This is a genomic window from Amycolatopsis melonis, assembly GCF_040064235.1.
Taxonomy (GTDB): domain Bacteria; phylum Actinomycetota; class Actinomycetes; order Mycobacteriales; family Pseudonocardiaceae; genus Amycolatopsis; species Amycolatopsis melonis.
The window spans coordinates 159782-178353 of sequence record NZ_JBDZYD010000011.1 but is presented as its reverse complement, the minus strand read 5'-3'; the positions used below and the strand labels follow the sequence as shown (position 1 = coordinate 178353).

Annotated in this window: 16 protein-coding genes; 10 read left to right on the top strand and 6 right to left on the bottom strand. The window is 69.2% G+C overall.

What is annotated here, in order from left to right; genetic code table 11:
* Positions 1–77 precede the first annotated feature (77 nt).
* The 8 genes from ABJI51_RS28610 to ABJI51_RS28575 all read left to right on the top strand — a co-directional run bounded on the left by ABJI51_RS28610 (position 78) and on the right by ABJI51_RS28575 (position 12590).
* Complete coding sequence (locus ABJI51_RS28610) at positions 78–572, top strand: hypothetical protein (protein ID WP_348954135.1); 495 nt, start codon at positions 78–80, stop codon at positions 570–572.
* Positions 573–671: 99 nt separating this feature from the next.
* Positions 672–1124, top strand: a complete 453-nt coding sequence (locus ABJI51_RS28605; RefSeq protein ID WP_348954134.1) for a PE domain-containing protein — start codon at positions 672–674, stop codon at positions 1122–1124.
* Positions 1121–1732 (top strand): DUF3558 domain-containing protein, encoded by a 612-nt coding sequence (locus tag ABJI51_RS28600; protein WP_348954133.1) that lies wholly within the window; start codon positions 1121–1123, stop codon positions 1730–1732. Before ABJI51_RS28605 ends, ABJI51_RS28600 begins: the two co-directional genes overlap by 4 nt.
* Positions 1732–2994 (top strand): hypothetical protein, encoded by a 1263-nt coding sequence (locus ABJI51_RS28595; RefSeq protein ID WP_348954132.1) that lies wholly within the window; start codon positions 1732–1734, stop codon positions 2992–2994. Before ABJI51_RS28600 ends, ABJI51_RS28595 begins: the two co-directional genes overlap by 1 nt.
* Positions 2994–3698, top strand: coding sequence for an ESX secretion-associated protein EspG (locus ABJI51_RS28590; RefSeq protein ID WP_348954131.1), 705 nt, complete (start codon positions 2994–2996; stop codon positions 3696–3698). The genes ABJI51_RS28595 and ABJI51_RS28590 overlap by 1 nt, the downstream gene beginning before the upstream one ends.
* 3 nt (positions 3699–3701) lie before the next feature.
* Positions 3702–4574, top strand: coding sequence for an ADP-ribosylglycohydrolase family protein (locus ABJI51_RS28585; RefSeq protein ID WP_348954130.1), 873 nt, complete (start codon positions 3702–3704; stop codon positions 4572–4574).
* A 480-nt stretch (positions 4575–5054) separates the two neighbouring features.
* Positions 5055–8558, top strand: coding sequence for a DNA-directed RNA polymerase subunit beta (gene rpoB, locus ABJI51_RS28580; RefSeq protein WP_348954129.1), 3504 nt, complete (start codon positions 5055–5057; stop codon positions 8556–8558).
* A gap of 120 nt (positions 8559–8678) precedes the next feature.
* Positions 8679–12590 carry a DNA-directed RNA polymerase subunit beta' gene (locus ABJI51_RS28575; RefSeq protein WP_348954128.1) on the top strand — a complete coding sequence of 1304 codons (3912 nt, stop codon included), beginning with the start codon at positions 8679–8681 and terminating at the stop codon, positions 12588–12590.
* Positions 12591–12761: 171 nt separating this feature from the next.
* On the opposite strand, the gene ABJI51_RS28570 is transcribed toward ABJI51_RS28575, so the two are convergent.
* The gene (locus ABJI51_RS28570; RefSeq protein WP_348954127.1) at positions 12762–13538 is read right to left on the bottom strand and encodes a M15 family metallopeptidase; all 777 of its coding nucleotides are present in this window, start codon (positions 13536–13538) and stop codon (positions 12762–12764) included.
* A gap of 47 nt (positions 13539–13585) precedes the next feature.
* Entirely contained in the window at positions 13586–14086 is a 501-nt protein-coding gene (locus ABJI51_RS28565) for an Lrp/AsnC family transcriptional regulator (RefSeq protein WP_348954126.1), read from the bottom strand.
* Between the two features lie 95 nt (positions 14087–14181).
* Here ABJI51_RS28565 and ABJI51_RS28560 point away from each other — a divergent pair, with 95 nt between their 5' ends.
* On the top strand, positions 14182–15357 hold the full coding sequence (locus ABJI51_RS28560; RefSeq protein ID WP_348954125.1) for an MFS transporter: 1176 nt from the start codon (positions 14182–14184) through the stop codon (positions 15355–15357).
* A gap of 134 nt (positions 15358–15491) precedes the next feature.
* Positions 15492–15716 (top strand): hypothetical protein, encoded by a 225-nt coding sequence (locus tag ABJI51_RS28555; protein WP_348954124.1) that lies wholly within the window; start codon positions 15492–15494, stop codon positions 15714–15716.
* Here the strand turns inward: ABJI51_RS28555 and ABJI51_RS28550 are convergent.
* The 4 genes from ABJI51_RS28550 to ABJI51_RS28535 are packed head-to-tail and all read right to left on the bottom strand — an operon-like array spanning position 15697 to position 18445.
* A complete protein-coding gene (locus ABJI51_RS28550; protein ID WP_348954123.1) occupies positions 15697–16350 on the bottom strand; it encodes a hypothetical protein in 654 nt (217 codons plus the stop codon). The genes ABJI51_RS28555 and ABJI51_RS28550 overlap by 20 nt on opposite strands.
* On the bottom strand, positions 16350–17540 hold the full coding sequence (locus ABJI51_RS28545) for a hypothetical protein (protein ID WP_348954122.1): 1191 nt from the start codon (positions 17538–17540) through the stop codon (positions 16350–16352). The genes ABJI51_RS28550 and ABJI51_RS28545 overlap by 1 nt, the downstream gene beginning before the upstream one ends.
* Positions 17541–17549: 9 nt before the next feature.
* Positions 17550–17891, bottom strand: coding sequence for an ESX-1 secretion-associated protein (locus ABJI51_RS28540; RefSeq protein WP_348954121.1), 342 nt, complete (start codon positions 17889–17891; stop codon positions 17550–17552).
* Positions 17891–18445, bottom strand: a complete 555-nt coding sequence (locus ABJI51_RS28535; RefSeq protein ID WP_348954120.1) for a YbaB/EbfC family nucleoid-associated protein — start codon at positions 18443–18445, stop codon at positions 17891–17893. Before ABJI51_RS28535 ends, ABJI51_RS28540 begins: the two co-directional genes overlap by 1 nt.
* Between the last annotated feature and the right edge of the window lie 127 nt (positions 18446–18572).

Genomic DNA, 18572 nt, shown 5'->3' with positions numbered 1-18572 from the left:
GTAAGACGGGGTTTCCGGGTGCGGAACTGCACGATGGAGATCTCTGTTTCGCCGGAGTGACAGCCGATCCAGCGGCCATGCGCGCATTCTGGTTGGCCGCCGTCCTGCTGCTCATGTCGGCCTGTTCGCTTGACGACCTAGGCTCGGGCTGGACGCGGGCAGCCGACGCGTGGCAGCTGGGCCCGGCCCGATTCGAGGTATCCCGCCACGGCACGAGCCGATGCGTCGACGCGGACCGCCCCGAAGCGGTGATGGGGATCGGCGTGGTCCGGGGTGTCCAGAACGTCGACGCGGTGTTGCGGAGCCTGTCGGGGGCGCTGGTGAGTCGCCTGTCGGGCCCGGATGCCCGGACGGCCGGAGGGATCCCGTCTGATGTGGGGTCTGGCCGCGGCGCATCGGTCATCGTCGTCGAGGCTCCCTGCATTCCCGCGGACTTGTCACCTTCCCGGGAAATGGTGCTCGACCTGCGGGGATATGCGGTTCCCGACGGCGTGCAGGTGGTGTTCCTGGCGGGCACGCTTTCTGCGGCGGAACGGGAACGGATTCTCTCCTCCGTCCGGGTGACCCGTTGAACTCCTTGGAACGACTGACTCGGCTGGAGGCGTCTGATAGCTTGATCTGTTGACAGAGTGTGTGTGGACGCTCACGGAGCTTCGGGGAGGAAGTTCTGCATGGTTGATTTCGCACGCGAAGTATCGGGGGCAGCTGGGTACCGGGTACCGGTGGACGACCCGTCGTTCAGGGGCATCCACGCGACGGAGATGCAGATGCTCCAGGCCCGGCTGGAGCAGGCCGCCAGCGGCGGAGGTGGGGGCGGGTTCAAGCTCGATGTGGAGCAGATGCGGGCGCTGTTGCCCCAGTGGCAAGAACTGCGGGACAAGCTTGATGATCTCCGGGCGCACGCAAGCGAGCTTCGGGCAGTGGCCCCACCTGCTGCCGATGTGGCGAGCATGAGCCACAACACCGCCGCGAAGACGCATGGCGACCTGTACCAGCGCAGTATCGAGCAGCAGTGGAATTACGCGGTCGGCTATGTGAACGCACTCGAAAAGATGATCAAGGCGTACCAGGAGTCCGATGGCTCGGCAAGTCACTCGTTCAACGTCATAGGGATTGATCTGTGAAACAGGGCAAGCTTGCGGTCGTGCTCTTGGTGGCAGCCTTGGGGGCCGGTTGCTCGGATGGTGTGGCGGGCAATGCCTTGCCGTCGTCAAGTGTCGCCGGTTCATCTCCTGCCACCTCGAGTGATGCTCCGAATGTGCCCAAGGTTGCCCAGCCTCTCGATACGGCTCGCTACGAGAAAGAGCCTTGTGCTGCGCTCACCGTCGATCAGCTCTCGCAGCTCGGTATCACGACGCAGCCGAAGCCTGACCTGGAGAGCAAACTGGGGCCTGGTTGCGAGTGGAATGCCTTCGATGAAGTCGGGGTCACATTGCACGCCACTTTGCTGACGGCAGGCAGTAGCCTCGCAAAGCTCTACAAGCAGCACGAGCAAGGACAATGGCCGTTCTTCGAGCCGGTCTCCGACCTTTCCGGTTATCCCGGCGTGCTGCTGGACTCCCTTGATGCGCAGCCAAAAGGGAAATGCCAGATCGGCGTTGGTGTGCGCGATGACCTTGTCTACAGTGTCCAGGTTTCGGTAGACCCGGAGTCGAAGAACTACTCGGATCCCTGTCCTGTTGTTCGGAAAGCCGCCGAGATGGCTGTTTCCACCATGAAGGCCGGTGCGTGATGACCGAATACACCGCCCAGCAGATCGTGGACTTCCTCAAGTCCGGTGAAGGACCCGACAGCCTGTACGCCTCCGGCCGGATAGCCGAGCAGATGGCGGCCAAGCACGTCGAGGCCCGCGACATGATGACTCGTCTCCAGGCCGCCATGAGCGAAGCCTGGTCCGGTAATGCCGCGGGTCAGGCGCAGGCCGGGGCCGGGCCGTTGCTCGCTGCTTCCGAGGTCAGTGCCGTGCACCTCGCTGCGGCCCAAAGTGCGTTGACGACCCAGGGGGTCGACTACACCGACCTCAAGAACAAGGTCGGTGACGGGCCCGGCCCGCAGCCCCAGGAGGACTTCCTCAGCCGGCACCTGCCGATGCTCACCGACAAAGACGAAGAAATCGCGGCCTGGAATGCCAAGGCTCAGGAAGTCGTTCAGCACTACGGCACCTACAACGGCCAGAGTACCGACAACACCGCCGGCCTCCCCACCGATTACGGCGACCTGACCCTTCCCGCCGGCGGCACCGACGTCCAGCACGCCGAGAAGCCGGCGACCGTCACTCCTCCGGGTGATCATCGGGCGAGCACCGACCGCACCACCACCACCCACGTCGACCAGCATCGGGCCACCGTCCCCGGGCAGGACGTCTCCTGGCAGCAGCAGCGGCCCGGTGACCACACCGAAACGCACACCAGCACCAGCACGAACACGAGCACCACGAACACCAGCACGAACACGAACACGAACGTCCCGACCGGGACCACAACCCCGCCTGGACAGGACGACACCACCCGGACCTCCGGGCTCGCCCCGGTCGCCAGCAACAACCCAGCCGACGGCAGGACGTCCCCGAACCTCCCCGGCACCAGCTTCGGCCGCGACGGCGGGTCCGGCGACATCAACGCCCGCCTCGGCCCCGGCGTCCCGGGCACACCCGAAACCCTCGGAGTCCCGGGGACCGGGCGCATCGGGACACCCGGCAGCGGAAGCAGCAGCAGCGGCGGAACCTCCGGACGCGGCGGCAGCGTCGTCGAAGGACCCGGTGGCCGCAGCGGCGCCGGACGGCTCGGAGCCGGTGGGATGACTCGCGCCGGTATTGCCGGTGCCTCCGGGAAACCCGGCATCGGAGGCGGGATGGCCGGGCCGGTGGGCCGAGGCCAGAAAGAGGAAGACAAAGAACACAAACGGCTCGAAGTCCTCCTCGAACCCGACCCCGACGAGCTGTTCGGGGGCTTTCCCGACGGCATGAAACCGGTGCCGCCGACCATCGGCACCTGATGGTCGTCCGGCACGAAACCGTTCTCGCCGCGCGGAGCGTGCACTGGGCCGCCGAACGGCTGGGGCTCACCCTCCCGTCCGTTCTCGCCCCCGAACCCGTGTGGCGCAACGCGGACGCCGAAGCCGGACGGGAAGAGGCCGCGCGGGACGAACTTGCCGCCGAAGGGCTGCTGGACCGGGGTGAACCCGGCGATGACCTCGGGGACAGCCTGTGGCTGCTCTGCCAGGGCCCGGCCGAGGTCTCCGCGTACGTGCAGACCGCGGACCTGAGCTACCGGTTGCACGCCGCGGCCGGACGGCGGTCCGGGGCCTTTGCCTGCTACCTGCCCCGGGAAGGCCGGTTCCTGCTGCGGCCCGCCCGCCTGGAGGCGCTGGCCAGGACCGTCGTCCGCGAGCTGCCCGAGCATCCGGCCGCGCGGTCGGTCTCGTACTCCGTGCCGGTCGCGGACCTCACCGCCGAAGAACCGCACGGCCAGGCCGCCCGGGTCGCCGGGATCTTCGCGCAGCCGCGGTCCGCGGGCGGCCAGCTGTTCGCCGGGGTGCGGGACCAGCGCGGCCATCGCCGCAGCGAACCGGTCACCTTCGTCGACACCGAGCAGGGGCGCTGGGTCAGCCACACCGATGGCCGGTACGTGGTCGTCGTCGGGGGTTCCGATGCCGTCCTGCTCGCCAAGCTCGCCGAACTGCAAGACGGGCTGGAGTGACCCATGGGACTCGAGCAGGCTCGCGCCGGTCTTGCCGGACTCGCCGTCGGCGACGCCTTCGGGGCGCAAATTCTGCTGCCCGGCGATCACCCGGACGTGGTGGATCGCCGGTTGCCGTCCGCGCCGTGGCAGTGGACCGACGACACCGAGATGGCGTGCTCGGTCTTCGCCGTCCTGCGGCGGTTCGGCCGGATCGAGCAGGACGCGCTGGCCGCGTCGTTCGCCGAGCACCTGGACCCGGCCCGCGGCTACGGCCCGGGCGCGGAGTGGCGGCTCATCCGGATCCGCGCCGGGCAGTCGTGGCGGACCGTGAACGTCGACGACGGCCGCGGCTCCTGGGGTAACGGCGCCGCCATGCGCGTCGCGCCGCTCGGGGCGTGGTTCTGCCACGACCTGCCGCAGGCGCTGCGGGAAGCCGAGCTCTCCGCCGAGATCACGCACGCGCACTTCGAGGGCATCGCGGGCGCGGTGGCGGTCGCGGCGGCGGCCGCCCTGCGGGCCGCGTCCCCCGGGCTGGGCGGGCCGGACCTGCTGAACAGGGTCATTCCGCTCGTCCCGCCCGGCATGGTCCGCGACGGCCTCGAGATGGCGGTGAAGGTGCCGGGTGAAGCCGCGGCGGCGACGCTCGGCACGGGCCGGGAGATCGCGGCGCACGACACGGTTCCGCTCGCGCTGTGGATCGCCGCCCGGTTCCCGGACAGCTACGTCGACGCCCTGTGGACGGTCGCCCGGCTGGCGGAGGACGTCGACACCGTCGGGGCCATCGTCGGCGGAGTGCTCGCCGCCGGCGGCACGGCGGTTCCGGGCGCCTGGCTCGCCGCGTGCGAGCCGCTGCCGGACTGGATCCAGGCGGGCCCGACACGCCGCCCCGCTTGATCCCGCCGAACGCCCGACGAGATCATCCCCACGTCCCGGGACCGCTCCCAGCTCCGCGAAACCCCAGGTAGATCCCCCAAGGTGGCGCTACCAGCGAGTAACTGGAATGATATTCGGCCGCTTACGCTCCGCTGAACCTCTTCCACGCTGCGCCAACCGGCGGGACCCCCGTGTGGCATCTTGACTGGAGGCTCCGGTGGGGTCACGCTTACTCCCGACGGCGAAACCGGGAGCCCTTGCGGGAGGGACGACCGGGTCGCTGGGAGGCATACCTGAAGACGTCGCGATGCAGGCTGGGCCCCGTCGGGAGCGCCCCCTGGACAAGCCGTGGCGTTCGGGCTAGACTGTCTCTTTGCGCTGCCCTCTTTCAGGCTGCCCGGAGCCGGTAGTTAGGATAGTGGGCACACGGCACCCTTGACAGTCGCTGATAGCTGTTGCTATGGCGGCCGTCACCGCTCATTGTCCCCGGAAGGACGCATCTTGGCAGTCTCTCCCGCGAACCAGGCCACTGCTGCGACCACCTCGGCTGAATCTCGCTCGGAGTCCACGGGTATCCCCGGCGCGCCCAAGCGGGTTTCCTTCGCAAAGATTCGCGAACCGCTCACCACCCCCAACCTGCTCGACGTCCAGATCCAGTCGTTCCAGTGGTTCACCGGGGACGAAGCGTGGTTCCAGCGCCGTGTCGAAGAGGGTGAGGAAAACCCCGTCGGCGGTCTCGAAGAGGTCCTCAACGAGATCTCCCCGATCGAAGACTTCTCCGGCTCGATGTCGCTGTCCTTCTCCGCCCCGCGCTTCGACGAGGTCAAGGCCTCGATCGAGGAGTGCAAGGACAAGGACATGACCTACGCCGCTCCGCTGTTCGTCACGGCGGAGTTCGTCAACAACAACACGGGCGAGATCAAGAGCCAGACGGTCTTCCTCGGCGACTTCCCGGTGATGACCGACAAGGGCACCTTCGTCATCAACGGCACCGAGCGCGTCGTCGTGTCCCAGCTGGTCCGCTCTCCGGGCGTCTACTACTCCAAGGAGATCGACAAGACCAGCGACAAGGACGTCTTCAGCGTCCGCGTCATCCCGAGCCGGGGTGCCTGGCTGGAGTTCGACGTCGACAAGCGCGACACCGTCGGCGTCCGCATCGACCGCAAGCGCCGCCAGCCGGTCACCGTGCTGCTGAAGGCGCTGGGCTGGACCACCGAGGCGATCCGTGAGCGCTTCTCCTTCTCGGAGACGCTGCTGGCCACCCTCGAGAAGGACCACACCGCCGGCACCGACGAGGCGCTGCTCGACATCTACCGCAAGCTGCGCCCGGGCGAGCCGCCCACGAAGGAGAGCGCGCAGACCCTGCTGGAGAACCTGTTCTTCAAGGCGAAGCGCTACGACCTGGCCAAGGTCGGCCGCTACAAGGTCAACAAGAAGCTGGGCCTGTCGACGCCGATCGACAACGGGACGCTGACCGAAGAGGACATCGTCACGATCATCGAGTACCTGGTCCGGCTGCACGCCGGCGAGGACAAGATGACCGCGGCGAACGGCACCGAGATCCCGGTCGAGACCGACGACATCGACCACTTCGGCAACCGCCGCATCCGCACGGTCGGCGAGCTGATCCAGAACCAGATCCGGGTCGGCCTCTCCCGCACCGAGCGCGTCGTGCGCGAGCGCATGACCACGCAGGACGTCGAGGCGATCACGCCGCAGACCCTGATCAACATCCGCCCGATCGGCGCGGCGATCAAGGAGTTCTTCGGCACCTCGCAGCTGTCGCAGTTCATGCAGCAGACGAACCCGATCGACGGCCTGACCCACAAGCGCCGCCTCAACGCGCTGGGCCCGGGTGGTCTGTCGCGTGAGCGCGCCGGCATGGAGGTCCGCGACGTCCACCCGTCGCACTACGGCCGGATGTGCCCGATCGAGACCCCGGAAGGCCCGAACATCGGCCTGATCGGCTCGCTCTGCTCGTACGCGCGGGTCAACCCGTTCGGCTTCATCGAGACGCCGTACCGCAAGGTCGTCGAGGGCCGGGTCACCGACCAGATCGACTACCTGACCGCCGACGAAGAGGACCGCTTCGTCAAGGCGCAGGCGAACGCCCCGATCGACGACGAGGGCAACTTCCTCGAAGACCGGGTCATGGCGCGGCGCAAGGGCGGCGAGGTCGAGCTGATGGACCCGCTCGACATCGACTACATGGACGTCTCGCCGCGGCAGATGGTGTCGATCGCGACGGCGATGATCCCGTTCCTCGAGCACGACGACGCGAACCGCGCGCTGATGGGCGCGAACATGCAGCGTCAGGCCGTGCCGCTGCTGCGCAGCCAGGCGCCGTACGTCGGCACCGGCGTGGAGCTGCGTGCCGCGATCGACTCCGGCGACATGCTGGTCGCCGAGCAGTCGGGCGTGGTGGAGGAGCTGTCCGCCGACCTGATCACGATCATGCACGACGACGGGACGCGGAAGAGCTACAGCCTCTACAAGTTCCGCCGCTCGAACCACGGCACCTGCTTCAACCACCGCCCGATCGTCAACGAGGGCGACCGGGTCGAGGCGGGCCAGGTCATCGCCGACGGGCCGTCCACCGAGAACGGTGAGGTCGCGCTCGGCAAGAACCTGCTCGTGGCGGTCATGCCGTGGGAGGGCCACAACTACGAGGACGCGATCATCCTCTCCGAGCGCCTGGTGCAGGACGACGTGCTGACGTCGATCCACATCGAGGAGCACGAGATCGACGCCCGCGACACCAAGCTGGGCGCCGAGGAGATCACCCGGGACATCCCGAACGTCTCCGAGGAGGTGCTGGCCGACCTCGACGAGCGCGGCATCATCCGGATCGGTGCCGAGGTCCGCGACGGCGACATCCTGGTCGGCAAGGTCACGCCGAAGGGCGAGACCGAGCTGACCCCGGAGGAGCGCCTGCTCCGCGCGATCTTCGGCGAGAAGGCCCGCGAGGTCCGCGACACCTCCCTGAAGGTGCCGCACGGCGAGACCGGCAAGGTCATCGGCATCCGGGTGTTCTCCCGCGAGGACGACGACGAGCTGCCCCCGGGCGTCAACGAGCTGGTCCGCGTCTACGTGGCCCAGAAGCGCAAGATCCAGCCGGGCGACAAGCTCGCCGGCCGGCACGGGAACAAGGGTGTCATCGGCAAGATCCTGCCGGTCGAGGACATGCCGTTCATGGAGGACGGCACCCCGGTCGACATCATCCTGAACACCCACGGTGTGCCGCGTCGTATGAACATCGGCCAGATCCTCGAGCTGCACCTGGGCTGGCTGGCGTCGCAGGGCTGGACGATCGAGGGCAACCCGGACTGGGCGAAGAACCTGTCGCCGGAGCTCTACGACGTCGCGCCCGGCACGAACACCGCCACCCCGGTGTTCGACGGCGCGAAGGAGGAGGAGCTCACCGGCCTGCTCGGCTGCACCAAGCCGAACCGCGACGGCGAGCGCATGGTCAAGGAGAACGGCAAGGCCACGCTGTTCGACGGCCGCTCCGGCGAGCCGTACCCGTACCCGGTGTCGGTCGGCTACATGTACATCCTGAAGCTGCACCACCTGGTCGACGACAAGATCCACGCCCGCTCCACCGGCCCGTACTCGATGATCACGCAGCAGCCGCTGGGTGGTAAGGCGCAGTTCGGTGGCCAGCGCTTCGGTGAGATGGAGTGCTGGGCGATGCAGGCGTACGGCGCTGCCTACACGCTGCAGGAGCTGCTGACGATCAAGTCGGACGACGTGGTCGGCCGCGTCAAGGTGTACGAGGCAATCGTCAAGGGGGAGAACATCCCCGAGCCGGGCATCCCGGAGTCGTTCAAGGTGCTCCTCAAGGAGCTCCAGTCGCTGTGCCTCAACGTCGAGGTGCTCTCCAGCGACGGCGCGGCGATCGAGATGCGCGACTCCGACGACGAGGACCTCGAGCGCGCCGCGGCGAACCTCGGCATCAACCTGTCCCGCAACGAGTCGCCCTCGGTGGACGACGTCGTGCACTGACGCGAGCTGAGGCGGGGCCTGCCTCCCGTGGGCCCCGCCTCGCCGCCAACCCCTCTAGCCGACAGGGATATCTGGGGAGCGACCCCCAGACCCCCGAAATAACCCCAAGGGGATCTAGACGTGCTGGACGTCAACTTCTTCGATGAGCTCCGCATTGGTCTCGCCACGGCCGACGACATCCGTCAGTGGTCCTACGGCGAGGTCAAGAAGCCGGAGACCATCAACTACCGGACGCTCAAGCCCGAGAAGGACGGCCTCTTCTGCGAGAAGATCTTCGGCCCGACCCGGGACTGGGAGTGCTACTGCGGCAAGTACAAGCGCGTCCGCTTCAAGGGCATCATCTGTGAGCGCTGCGGCGTCGAGGTGACCCGCGCCAAGGTGCGCCGCGAGCGGATGGGCCACATCGAGCTGGCCGCCCCGGTCACCCACATCTGGTACTTCAAGGGTGTTCCCTCCCGCCTGGGCTACCTGCTGGACCTGGCGCCGAAGGACCTCGAGAAGATCATCTACTTCGCGGCCTACGTCATCACCGGCGTGAACAAGGAGCTGCGGCACAACGACCTGCCGACCCTCGAGAACGAGATCGGCGTCGAGCGCAAGAACCTCGAGACGAAGCGTGACGCCGACATCGAGGCCCGCGCGCAGAAGCTGGAAGCCGACCTGGCCGAGCTGGAGGCGGAGGGCGCCAAGTCCGACGTCCGCCGCAAGGTCAAGGAGGGCGGCGAGCGCGAGATGCGCCAGATCCGTGACCGCGCCGGTCGCGAGCTGGACCGTCTCGAGGAGGTCTGGACGACCTTCACCAAGCTCGACACCCGCCAGCTGATCGCCGACGAGCTGCTCTACCGCGAGCTGGTCGACCGCTACGGCGAGTACTTCACCGGCGGCATGGGCGCGGAGGCCATCCAGAAGCTGGCCACCGAGTTCGACGTCAACGCCGAGGCCGAGAGCCTGCGCGACACCATCCGCAACGGCAAGGGGCAGAAGAAGCTCCGCGCGCTGAAGCGGCTCAAGGTCGTCGCGGCGTTCCAGGCCACCGGCAACGACCCGCGCGGCATGGTGCTCGACGCCGTCCCGGTCATCCCGCCGGACCTGCGCCCGATGGTGCAGCTGGACGGTGGCCGCTTCGCGACCTCCGACCTGAACGACCTGTACCGCCGGGTCATCAACCGGAACAACCGCCTCAAGCGGCTGATCGACCTCGGCGCGCCCGAGATCATCGTCAACAACGAGAAGCGGATGCTGCAGGAGGCCGTCGACGCGCTGTTCGACAACGGCCGCCGCGGGCGTCCGGTCACCGGCCCGGGCAACCGGCCGCTGAAGTCGCTGTCCGACCTGCTCAAGGGCAAGCAGGGCCGGTTCCGCCAGAACCTGCTCGGCAAGCGTGTCGACTACTCGGGCCGTTCGGTCATCATCGTGGGTCCGCAGCTGAAGCTGCACCAGTGCGGCCTGCCGAAGGACATGGCGCTCGAGCTGTTCAAGCCGTTCGTCATGAAGCGGCTGGTCGACCTGAACCACGCGCAGAACATCAAGTCCGCCAAGCGGATGGTGGAGCGCTCGCGGCCGCAGGTGTGGGACGTGCTGGAAGAGGTCATCACCGGCCACCCGGTGATGCTGAACCGCGCGCCGACGCTGCACCGCCTCGGCATCCAGGCCTTCGAGCCGCAGCTGGTCGAAGGCAAGGCCATCCAGCTGCACCCGCTGGTCTGCGAGGCGTTCAACGCGGACTTCGACGGTGACCAGATGGCGGTGCACCTGCCGCTGTCGGCCGAGGCGCAGGCCGAGGCCCGGATCCTGATGCTGTCGGCGAACAACATCCTGTCGCCGGCGTCGGGCCGTCCGCTCGCCATGCCGCGTCTGGACATGGTCACCGGCCTGTTCCACCTGACCCGCCTCAACGAGAACGCCGAGGGCGCGGGCAACGCGTACTCGTCGCCCGCCGAGGCGATCATGGCCTACGACCGCCGCGTGCTGAGCCTGCACGCGCCGATCAAGATCCGCATCACCGACCGTCAGCCCGCCAAGGCCGACGAGCCGGCGCTCGCGGAGAAGGGCTGGGAGCCGGGCAAGCCGTGGCTGGCCGAGACCACCCTGGGCCGCGTGCTGTTCAACGACCTGCTGCCGGCGGACTACCCGTTCATCAACGAGCCGATGCCGAAGAAGCGGCAGGCCGCGATCGTCAACGACCTCGCGGAGCGGTACTCGATGACCCAGGTCGCGCAGACCCTGGACCGGCTCAAGGACGCCGGCTTCTACTGGGCGACCCGGTCGGGTGTCACCGTGGCGATCTCCGACGTCCTGGTGCCGGAAGGCAAGAAGGCCATCCTCGACGAGTACGAGGGCAAGGCCTCCCAGGTGGAGAAGCGCTACCAGCGTGGTCAGCTGTCGCACGCCGAGCGCAACAACGAGCTCGTCAAGGTGTGGACGCAGGCCACCGAAGAGGTCCACAAGATCATGGAGACGGCGCTGCCGGACGACAACCCGATCGCCATGATCGTGAAGTCGGGCGCCGCCGGTAACATGACGCAGGTCCGGTCGCTGGCCGGTATGCGTGGCCTGGTGTCGAACCCGAAGGGTGAGTACATCCCGCGTCCGATCAAGGCCAACTTCCGTGAGGGCCTGTCGGTGGCGGAGTACTTCATCGCGACGCACGGTGCCCGGAAGGGTCTGGCGGACACGGCGCTCCGTACCGCCGACTCGGGTTACCTGACCCGGCGTCTGGTGGACGTCTCGCAGGACGTCATCGTCCGCGAGATCGACTGCGGCACCACCCGCGGCATCATGATGCCGATCGGCGAGGACCTCGGCGACGGCCGCGTGCTGCGCGACCAGCACGTCGAGACCAGCGTGTACGCGCGGAACCTCGCGACGGACGCGGTGGACGCCAAGGGCAACGTCGTGCTGAACGCCGGCGACGACCTGGGCGACCCGGCCATCGAGAAGCTGCTCTCCAGCGGCATCTCCAAGGTCAAGGTCCGCTCGGTGCTGACCTGCGAGTCGGCCGTCGGTATCTGCGCGACCTGCTACGGCCGCTCGATGGCGACCGGCCAGCTCGTCGACGTCGGCGAGGCGGTGGGTATCGTCGCCGCCCAGTCGATCGGTGAGCCGGGTACCCAGCTGACGATGCGTACCTTCCACCAGGGTGGTGTCGCCGGTGACGACATCACGACCGGTCTGCCGCGTGTCCAGGAGCTGTTCGAGGCCCGCGTCCCGAAGGGCAAGGCGCCCATCGCCGACGTCGACGGCCGCGTGCGGATCGAGGAGAGCGAGCGGTTCTGGAAGATCACCCTCATCCCGGACGACGGGGGCGAGGAGATCGTCTTCGACAAGCTGTCCAAGCGGCAGCGGCTCGCGAACACCCCGAACGGCCCGCTGGGCGACGGCGACCACGTCCACGTCGGCCAGCAGCTGCTCGAGGGCACGCCGGACCCGCACGAGGTCCTGCGGGTCATGGGGCCGCGCGAGGCGCAGATGCACCTGGTGGACGAGGTCCAGAAGGTGTACCGGGCGCAGGGTGTGTCGATCCACGACAAGCACATCGAGGTCATCGTCCGGCAGATGCTGCGCCGGGTGACGATCATCGACTCCGGGTCCACGGACTTCCTGCCGGGCGAGCTGCCCGAGCGGACCAAGTTCGAGGCGACGAACCGCGCCGCGGTCGCCGAGGGCGGCGAGCCGGCGTCGGGCCGTCCGGTGCTGATGGGTATCACGAAGGCGTCGCTGACCACGGACTCGTGGCTGTCGGCGGCGTCGTTCCAGGAGACCACGCGAGTCCTGACCGACGCGGCGATCAACGGCCGCTCGGACAAGCTCGTCGGCCTCAAGGAGAACGTGATCATCGGTAAGCTGATCCCGGCCGGTACGGGCATCAACAAGTACCGCAACATCCAGGTGCAGCCGACCGAGGAGGCCCGGGTCGCGGCGTACGCGATCCCGTCCTACGACGACGGCTACTACACCCCGGACGTGTTCGGTACGGGCACCGGTGCCGCGGTCCCGCTGGACGACTACGACTTCGGCCGCGACTTCCGCTGAGGTTGAACCACGAGAAGGGCCCCCGCCGGTTTCCGGCGGGGGCCCTTCCCTTTGCTCCACAGGGGAATCACGCGTGTCCACAGGGGAATCACGCGTGTCTGGAGGGGCATCGTGCTGATGCCCGTTCAATCACGGGTGATGCCCGCCCAGTCACGGGTGATGCCCCGGCAATCACGGGTGATTCCCGGGGAGGGTGCAGCGGCTGACCGGGAAGTCGAAGTAGGTGTCCGGGAACGGCTCGTCGTTCAGCGTGTAGTGCCACCACTCCTCGGGCAGGTTGCGGAATCCGGCCGCGGCCATGGTGTTCTTCAGCAGGTCGCGGTTCTGGCGCGCCTCGCCCGTGATTGCCGGGTTGTCGGTGTGTGCCAGCGGGTCGAAGCAGTCGAAGCCCGTTCCCATCTCGGCCGTGTTGTCCGGGAAACGCTGCGGTGCGAAGCACGGCTGGAGCGGCTCGCCCGGGACGTACGGCCGTTGCGGCCGCGGCGGGAGCTTCACGATCGTCAGGTCCATCGTGCTGCCGCGGCTGTGCCCGGACTTCTCCGCGATGTACCCGTCGGCGAAGAGCCGGTCCTTGGCGACGTTCGGGTAGAACTCCGCCTTCATCTTCTCGTCGGCGAGGTCCTCGGCCCACCGGACGAAGTGGTCGACGGCCCGTTGCGGCCGGTAGCAGTCGTACACCTTGAGCGTGTAACCCCGCTTCCGCAGCTGCTGCTGGGCCTTCCGCAGCCCCTCGGCGGCCTGCCGGGTCAGGATGCAGGTGGGCTCGAGGTACCCGTCGATGCGCTCGCCGACGAAGTTGTGCGGCGTGAAGTAGCGCATGTCCTGCAGGATCGTCGGCGCGACGTCCGAGAGTGCCACGAACGGGCGGGGCGTGGCCTCGGCCGGAGCGGGGACGGCGATCCCGGCAAGTGCGGCGAGAGTGACAGCGAGAGTGCGCAAGATCGGCATCCCTCTCCTCTAGCAGCCGGACGTCCCGGGCGCAGCCGCCAGACCGGTCACGACCAGCCCTCGGGTTTCGTCGCGCGGAGGAAGTCGTCCGACGGCGGCTGTACCGGCCTGCCCTCGTACTGCGTCGAGAGCACCACCGACGACCGCAGCTCGCCGTGCTTGCCCAGCCGTTCCAGCAGGCCCTCGAAGTGCTCCAGGGACGCCGCGCGGATCTTCAGCATCGTGCAGTGGTCGCCGGAGAGCCGGTGGATCTCGACGACCTCGGGATAGTCCTCGGCCTTCGACGTCTTCAGCAGGCAGCTGCTCAGCGCGCAGCGCATCTCGACGAACGCCTGCAGCGGCTGGCCCGCCCGCCGCGCGTCGACCTGGGCGCGGTAGCCGGTGATCACCCCGGTCTCCTCCAGCCGCCGCACGCGCTCGGCCACCGCCGGTGCCGACAGGTTGATCCGGCGGCCGAGCTCCTTGAACGACAGCCGCCCGTCGGCCTGCAGCAATTCCAGGAGCCGCCAGTCGACGTCGTCCAGCGGCTTTTCCGAACGAAAGGTCATGGCCGTCATCTTCCTTCCGAAGTGCGGCCGCGGCGACCGAAATGCCGTTCGCCGTCCCTTCGAACCGGGGCGCCAACTGCCTAACGTTGCAGGTCATGGGGACTTTGACGACGACCGGGCGGACCCGGTCGATGGGGGCACTGTTCGCCGGCGTTGCCCTGCTCAACACGGCCATGGTCGGCCTGAGCACGGCGGCGACGCTGATCGTCGCGGCGGGCAGCGGACCGGGCTGGAGCGGGCTGCCGAGCGTGGCGAGCGTGCTCGGCACGGCGGGCGGCGCGCTCGGCGCGGGCGTGCTGCTGCCGCGGCACGGACGGCGGCGCGTCCTGGTGAGCGGCTACGGCGTCGCGGCGGCCGGCGCGCTGGTGGCGTTCGCCGCCGCGCTGACGACGTCGGTGCTGCCGCTGCTGCTGGGCATCCTGCTGGTCGGCGTCGGCAACGGCGGGGCGCAGCTGTCCCGCTACCTCGCCGCGGACCTGTATCCGGAGGAACGCCGCGGCCGCGCGCTGTCGACGGTCGTCTGGGCCGGCACGGTCGGCGCCCTCGTCGGCCCGGCCCTGATGGCGCCCGCGGCGCACGTCGTGACCGGCTTCGGCTGGCCGTCACTGTCCGGCCCGGTCGCGGTCGCGGTGCTGGCCACGGCGGGCGCGGCGCTGGCGGCGGCGCTCCTGCCGGGGGACGTCCCGCCGCCCCGGGACCCGGTGCCCGCCCCGCGTGGCCCGGTGCGCTCGCCCGCGGTGGTGAAACCGCTGGTCGCGATGGTCGCCGCGCAGCTGGCCATGGTCGCGGTGATGACCATGACGCCGGTCCAGCTGGAGAGCCACGGCCACGGCCTCGACGTCGTCGGGTGGGTGCTGAGCGCGCACATGATCGGCATGTTCGCGCTGGCGCCGCTGTCCGGCCGGATCGCGGACCGCTGGGGCCCGCGCGTGACGATCAACGCGGGCCTCGGCGTCCTGGCCCTGTCGGCGGCCACGGCGCTGGCCGCCCCGACGGCGCACGCGACCGGCCTCCCGGTGGCGCTGTTCCTGCTGGGCTACGGCTGGAACCTGGTGTTCGTCGGCGGCAGCGCCCGGCTGAGCCGCGACCTCGCCCCGGAAACGCGCAGCCGCGTGCAGGGCACGGTCGACGCGGTGGTCTGGTCGGCCTCGGCCCTGGCGGGCCTTGGTTCGGGCCAGCTCTTCGCGGGCGGCGGGTATGCGCTGGTCGCAGTGGTCGGGGGAGTGCTGGCCCTGCTCCCGCTGGCCCTGCTCGCGCCCCGGCGGCCGTGAGGTACCCCGGCAAGCGTCTTGAATGACTCATTCAGGTCTTCGGAGGTCCTGAATGAGTCATTCAAGACCTCTGCCGTCCGTCCCGAGGCCGGCTTGATCGGCGGGGATCGCCGGGCCCCGGCACCATGGAAGGCATGACGCCCGTCACGAAGCGCCTCACCGTGATCGCGGTCGTGCTGATCACGGCGGGGGCCGTCCTGCTGTCGGCAGGCTCGATCGGCTACCAGGCGACGGCGGACCAGCCCGACGCCAACATCGGCGCCGGGTTCGCCCTCATCGCCGGTCCCTACGTCGTCGGCCTCGGCCTGGTCTTCGCCCTGTCGGCCGGGCTGACCCACCTCACGACACGCCGCCGGTGACCCACAGCGCCGCCGGCAGGTGTTCGGCCAGGTCGACCAGGTAGTCGGCCTCGGCGAGGAGGTTCTGCCGCGTCGCGCAGCCGGGACCCCACGTCCGTGCCGAGCCCTGCTCGACGACGACGTCCCGCTGCCCGAAGCGCGGGTTGGCGGCCAGCCACCGGGTCAGTTCCGTGCCGAGCGGCGAGTCCGGCGGCAGCGTGGGCATCGACACCCGGCCCGCGGTGATCCGCAGCTCCGGCGACGGCGGCACCTGCACCTGCGTGACGTGGGTGTCGCGGAAGTACGTGTGGTCGTCGAAGTGCCGGTAGGGCTCCTGGTCGTCGATCCCGATCACGCGGCGGCCGCGGTGGGAGAACTCGACCCACGTCTCGCGCGGCCAGTCCGCGAGCGCGTGCCCGCGCGGGTGGGTCACGCCGAACGTCGGCACGGCCTTCGCGTCGCTGGGCACGCCGCTGTTGAACGTGCCGCCCCGCTCCGCCGCGAAGGCCTTGAACCAGTGCTCCGTGCGGCCTTCGACGAACTTCGTGTGCGAGCGCCACCAGATCGCGCCCGCCACCACGAACACCACGACGACCAGGCCGATCCCGAGGAGCACCGGGCCGGTGCCGCCGCCTTCGGCGAGCTGCGTCGTCATCAGAAGTCCAGGTCCTCGCGGGTTTCGTCGTCGGTCTGGTTGCGCCCGGTTTCGCCGTAGTCGCTGGCCTTCTTGGCGTTCTTGACGTGGCTGTTGAGCTTGCCGAGGTGGTCGTTCAGCGTCTTCGCCGGGTTGTCGCCCGGCTTGGCCGGGTTGAACCCGAGTACGCCCTTGGCCGCGGCCTCGCCGCCCTTCTTGAGGATCTCGGCGGCCGCGTTCTTGCCCGCGCGCTTGCCGATCATCCCTTCGGCGCCGGTGAGCTTCTCGACCAGGCTCTTGCCCGCGTCGCGCTCGGCGATCTCGCCCAGCTTCGTGGCGGTCTTGCCGTCGGCGAACACCTTGCCCAGCTTCGTCGCGGCCAGCCTGGCCTTCATCTTCTGCAGCCAGTCGAGGATCTTCTGCAGCAGCTCGCGGACCTTCGACACCTTCTGCGTCGTCTTCGCCGCGGTCGTGCCGAGCTTCACCTCCGACGCCGTGCCCGCGGTGGCCACCGACGCCCCGCAGGTCGGCACCGCGGCGGCCAGCGCCGGGATCCAGATCATGATCAGCCAGGTGACCAGCTCGGTGAGGATCGCCTTGATCAGGTCCTCGACGAAGCTCATCAGCATGCTGCTCAGCTGCAGCATCTGCGCCAGGTCGCCGGACTTCGCCGATACACCGGCGATGCCGTGCGCGAACTCGCCGAGCGACCGCCGCGCCGCGTCGCCCGCGCTGCCCTGCCACTGCGCGAGCGACGAGTCGGCGACCTCGGCGAAGTTCTTCGCCAGCTGGTCGAGGCCGGTGGCGATCGCGTTGAAGTTGTCCGCCGCGATGCCGAGCGCGGGTCCGTCGCCGCTGACGAAGTGGATCGCGTCCTGGATCGGCTGGACGGCGCTGATCAGGAAGTTCAGCCCCTGTCCGACCAGCCAGCCGAGCGGGTCGGTGGCGATGTCGGTGATCGTGCTGGAGCTGGACTGGATGAAGCCCGCGGTGTCGGTCGCGATCGTGCCGAGCGCGAGGGTGATGTCGGCGCCGTCGGGATGCGGCGCGGCGACGGCCTTGACGACCGAGACCGCGTCCTTCCCGACCGTCACGGCACTGCCGGCGAACGGGATCGCCTTGACCGCGTTGCCGGTGTTGATCCCCAGCACGGTGTCCGGGTCGTCGGACTTGACCGTGACGCCACCCGCGACGTCCTGGAACTCCGCCATCGCCGCCCCCTACGCCTTCTTCTCGCCCGGGCCGTCGAGCAGGACCTCGACCTGCCCGAAGAAGGCCTTGTGGTCGTCTTCGGTGCCCTGGTAGACGTTCGCCGCGTCGGTGAACTTCGCCTGCGCCGAGGTCAGGCCCTCGGCCATCGAGGCGAGCAGGTCACGCAGCTCGTGCAGGGTCTCGTCGTAGCCGCGCTTGGTGAACAGGCCCACCACGCCCCAGGACTTGTCGCCGACGTCGGCCTGGCCGACCTTCTCGGTGAACTTCGCGCCCTGGTCCTTGTACTTGCCAAGCACGCCTGCGTACTCGCGCAGCGCGTCCACCCGGACCTGGTAACCGCCGTCGGGCATCAGTCGTCCTCCTCGAACAGGGTGCGCAGGAACTTGTCGCCCGCGGAGTCCCCGCCGGCGGGCGGCGGCGGGGGTGGCGGGGGAGCGGCGTCGGCCTGGCGCAGGACGCGCTCCTCGGAGAAGTCCTCGGCCGCCGTGCGCGGCGGCTCGTCGGCCAGCTTCGCCCGCAGCTCCTCGACGGTGGTGCCGAACGCGGTGGCCTGGGTCTCCAGGACCTGGTCGACGAGGCCCAGGTCGTCACCCACGTGCTCCTGGACGATGAGCGCCTGCCGCCGCGCCGCCTCGCCGACGGCCTCCCGCAGCGTCGCCAGCACCGCGGCCGACAGCGCCTGCGGGCCCTTGGCGAGCCCCGCCTCGGTGAACCTGACGTCGAGGACGGCACCGCCCGGCCCGGTCACGACGGTCACGCCGCCGTCCGGCGACGACGCGCTCGCCCGCAGCTCCGCCAGCTCCTGCTGCATCGCGCCGAGCCCGGCGAACCGGTCGTCGGCGGAGCGGATGCCCGCCTGGAAGCGCTCGAACTCGGCGACAAGGTGCTCGAACTCGGCCGACATGCCCTGGTTCCTCCCCGATCCTCCGGTGCCCGTCCACTCATCGTGGCCCCTCGGCGACGGTGTGACGCACGGAACGCCCGATCCGATCCCACTGCATCACCCGACCGGGTAATGGGTAGGTTTCGGC

Excerpts from the sequence above, each read along its gene's own strand:
- ABJI51_RS28610 (WP_348954135.1), top strand. The coding sequence starts at position 78 with ATGCGCGCATTCTGGTTGGCCGCCGTCCTGCTGCTCATGTCGGCCTGT.
- ABJI51_RS28565 (WP_348954126.1), bottom strand. The coding sequence starts at position 14,086 with ATGACCTTTCGTTCGGAAAAGCCGCTGGACGACGTCGACTGGCGGCTC.
- ABJI51_RS28545 (WP_348954122.1), bottom strand. The coding sequence starts at position 17,540 with ATGGCGGAGTTCCAGGACGTCGCGGGTGGCGTCACGGTCAAGTCCGAC.
- ABJI51_RS28540 (WP_348954121.1), bottom strand. The coding sequence starts at position 17,891 with ATGCCCGACGGCGGTTACCAGGTCCGGGTGGACGCGCTGCGCGAGTAC.
- ABJI51_RS28595 (WP_348954132.1), top strand. The coding sequence starts at position 1,732 with ATGACCGAATACACCGCCCAGCAGATCGTGGACTTCCTCAAGTCCGGT.
- ABJI51_RS28605 (WP_348954134.1), top strand. The coding sequence starts at position 672 with ATGGTTGATTTCGCACGCGAAGTATCGGGGGCAGCTGGGTACCGGGTA.
- ABJI51_RS28535 (WP_348954120.1), bottom strand. The coding sequence starts at position 18,445 with ATGTCGGCCGAGTTCGAGCACCTTGTCGCCGAGTTCGAGCGCTTCCAG.
- ABJI51_RS28560 (WP_348954125.1), top strand. The coding sequence starts at position 14,182 with ATGGGGACTTTGACGACGACCGGGCGGACCCGGTCGATGGGGGCACTG.
- ABJI51_RS28555 (WP_348954124.1), top strand. The coding sequence starts at position 15,492 with ATGACGCCCGTCACGAAGCGCCTCACCGTGATCGCGGTCGTGCTGATC.
- ABJI51_RS28550 (WP_348954123.1), bottom strand. The coding sequence starts at position 16,350 with ATGACGACGCAGCTCGCCGAAGGCGGCGGCACCGGCCCGGTGCTCCTC.
- ABJI51_RS28570 (WP_348954127.1), bottom strand. The coding sequence starts at position 13,538 with ATGCCGATCTTGCGCACTCTCGCTGTCACTCTCGCCGCACTTGCCGGG.
- ABJI51_RS28590 (WP_348954131.1), top strand. The coding sequence starts at position 2,994 with ATGGTCGTCCGGCACGAAACCGTTCTCGCCGCGCGGAGCGTGCACTGG.
- ABJI51_RS28585 (WP_348954130.1), top strand. The coding sequence starts at position 3,702 with ATGGGACTCGAGCAGGCTCGCGCCGGTCTTGCCGGACTCGCCGTCGGC.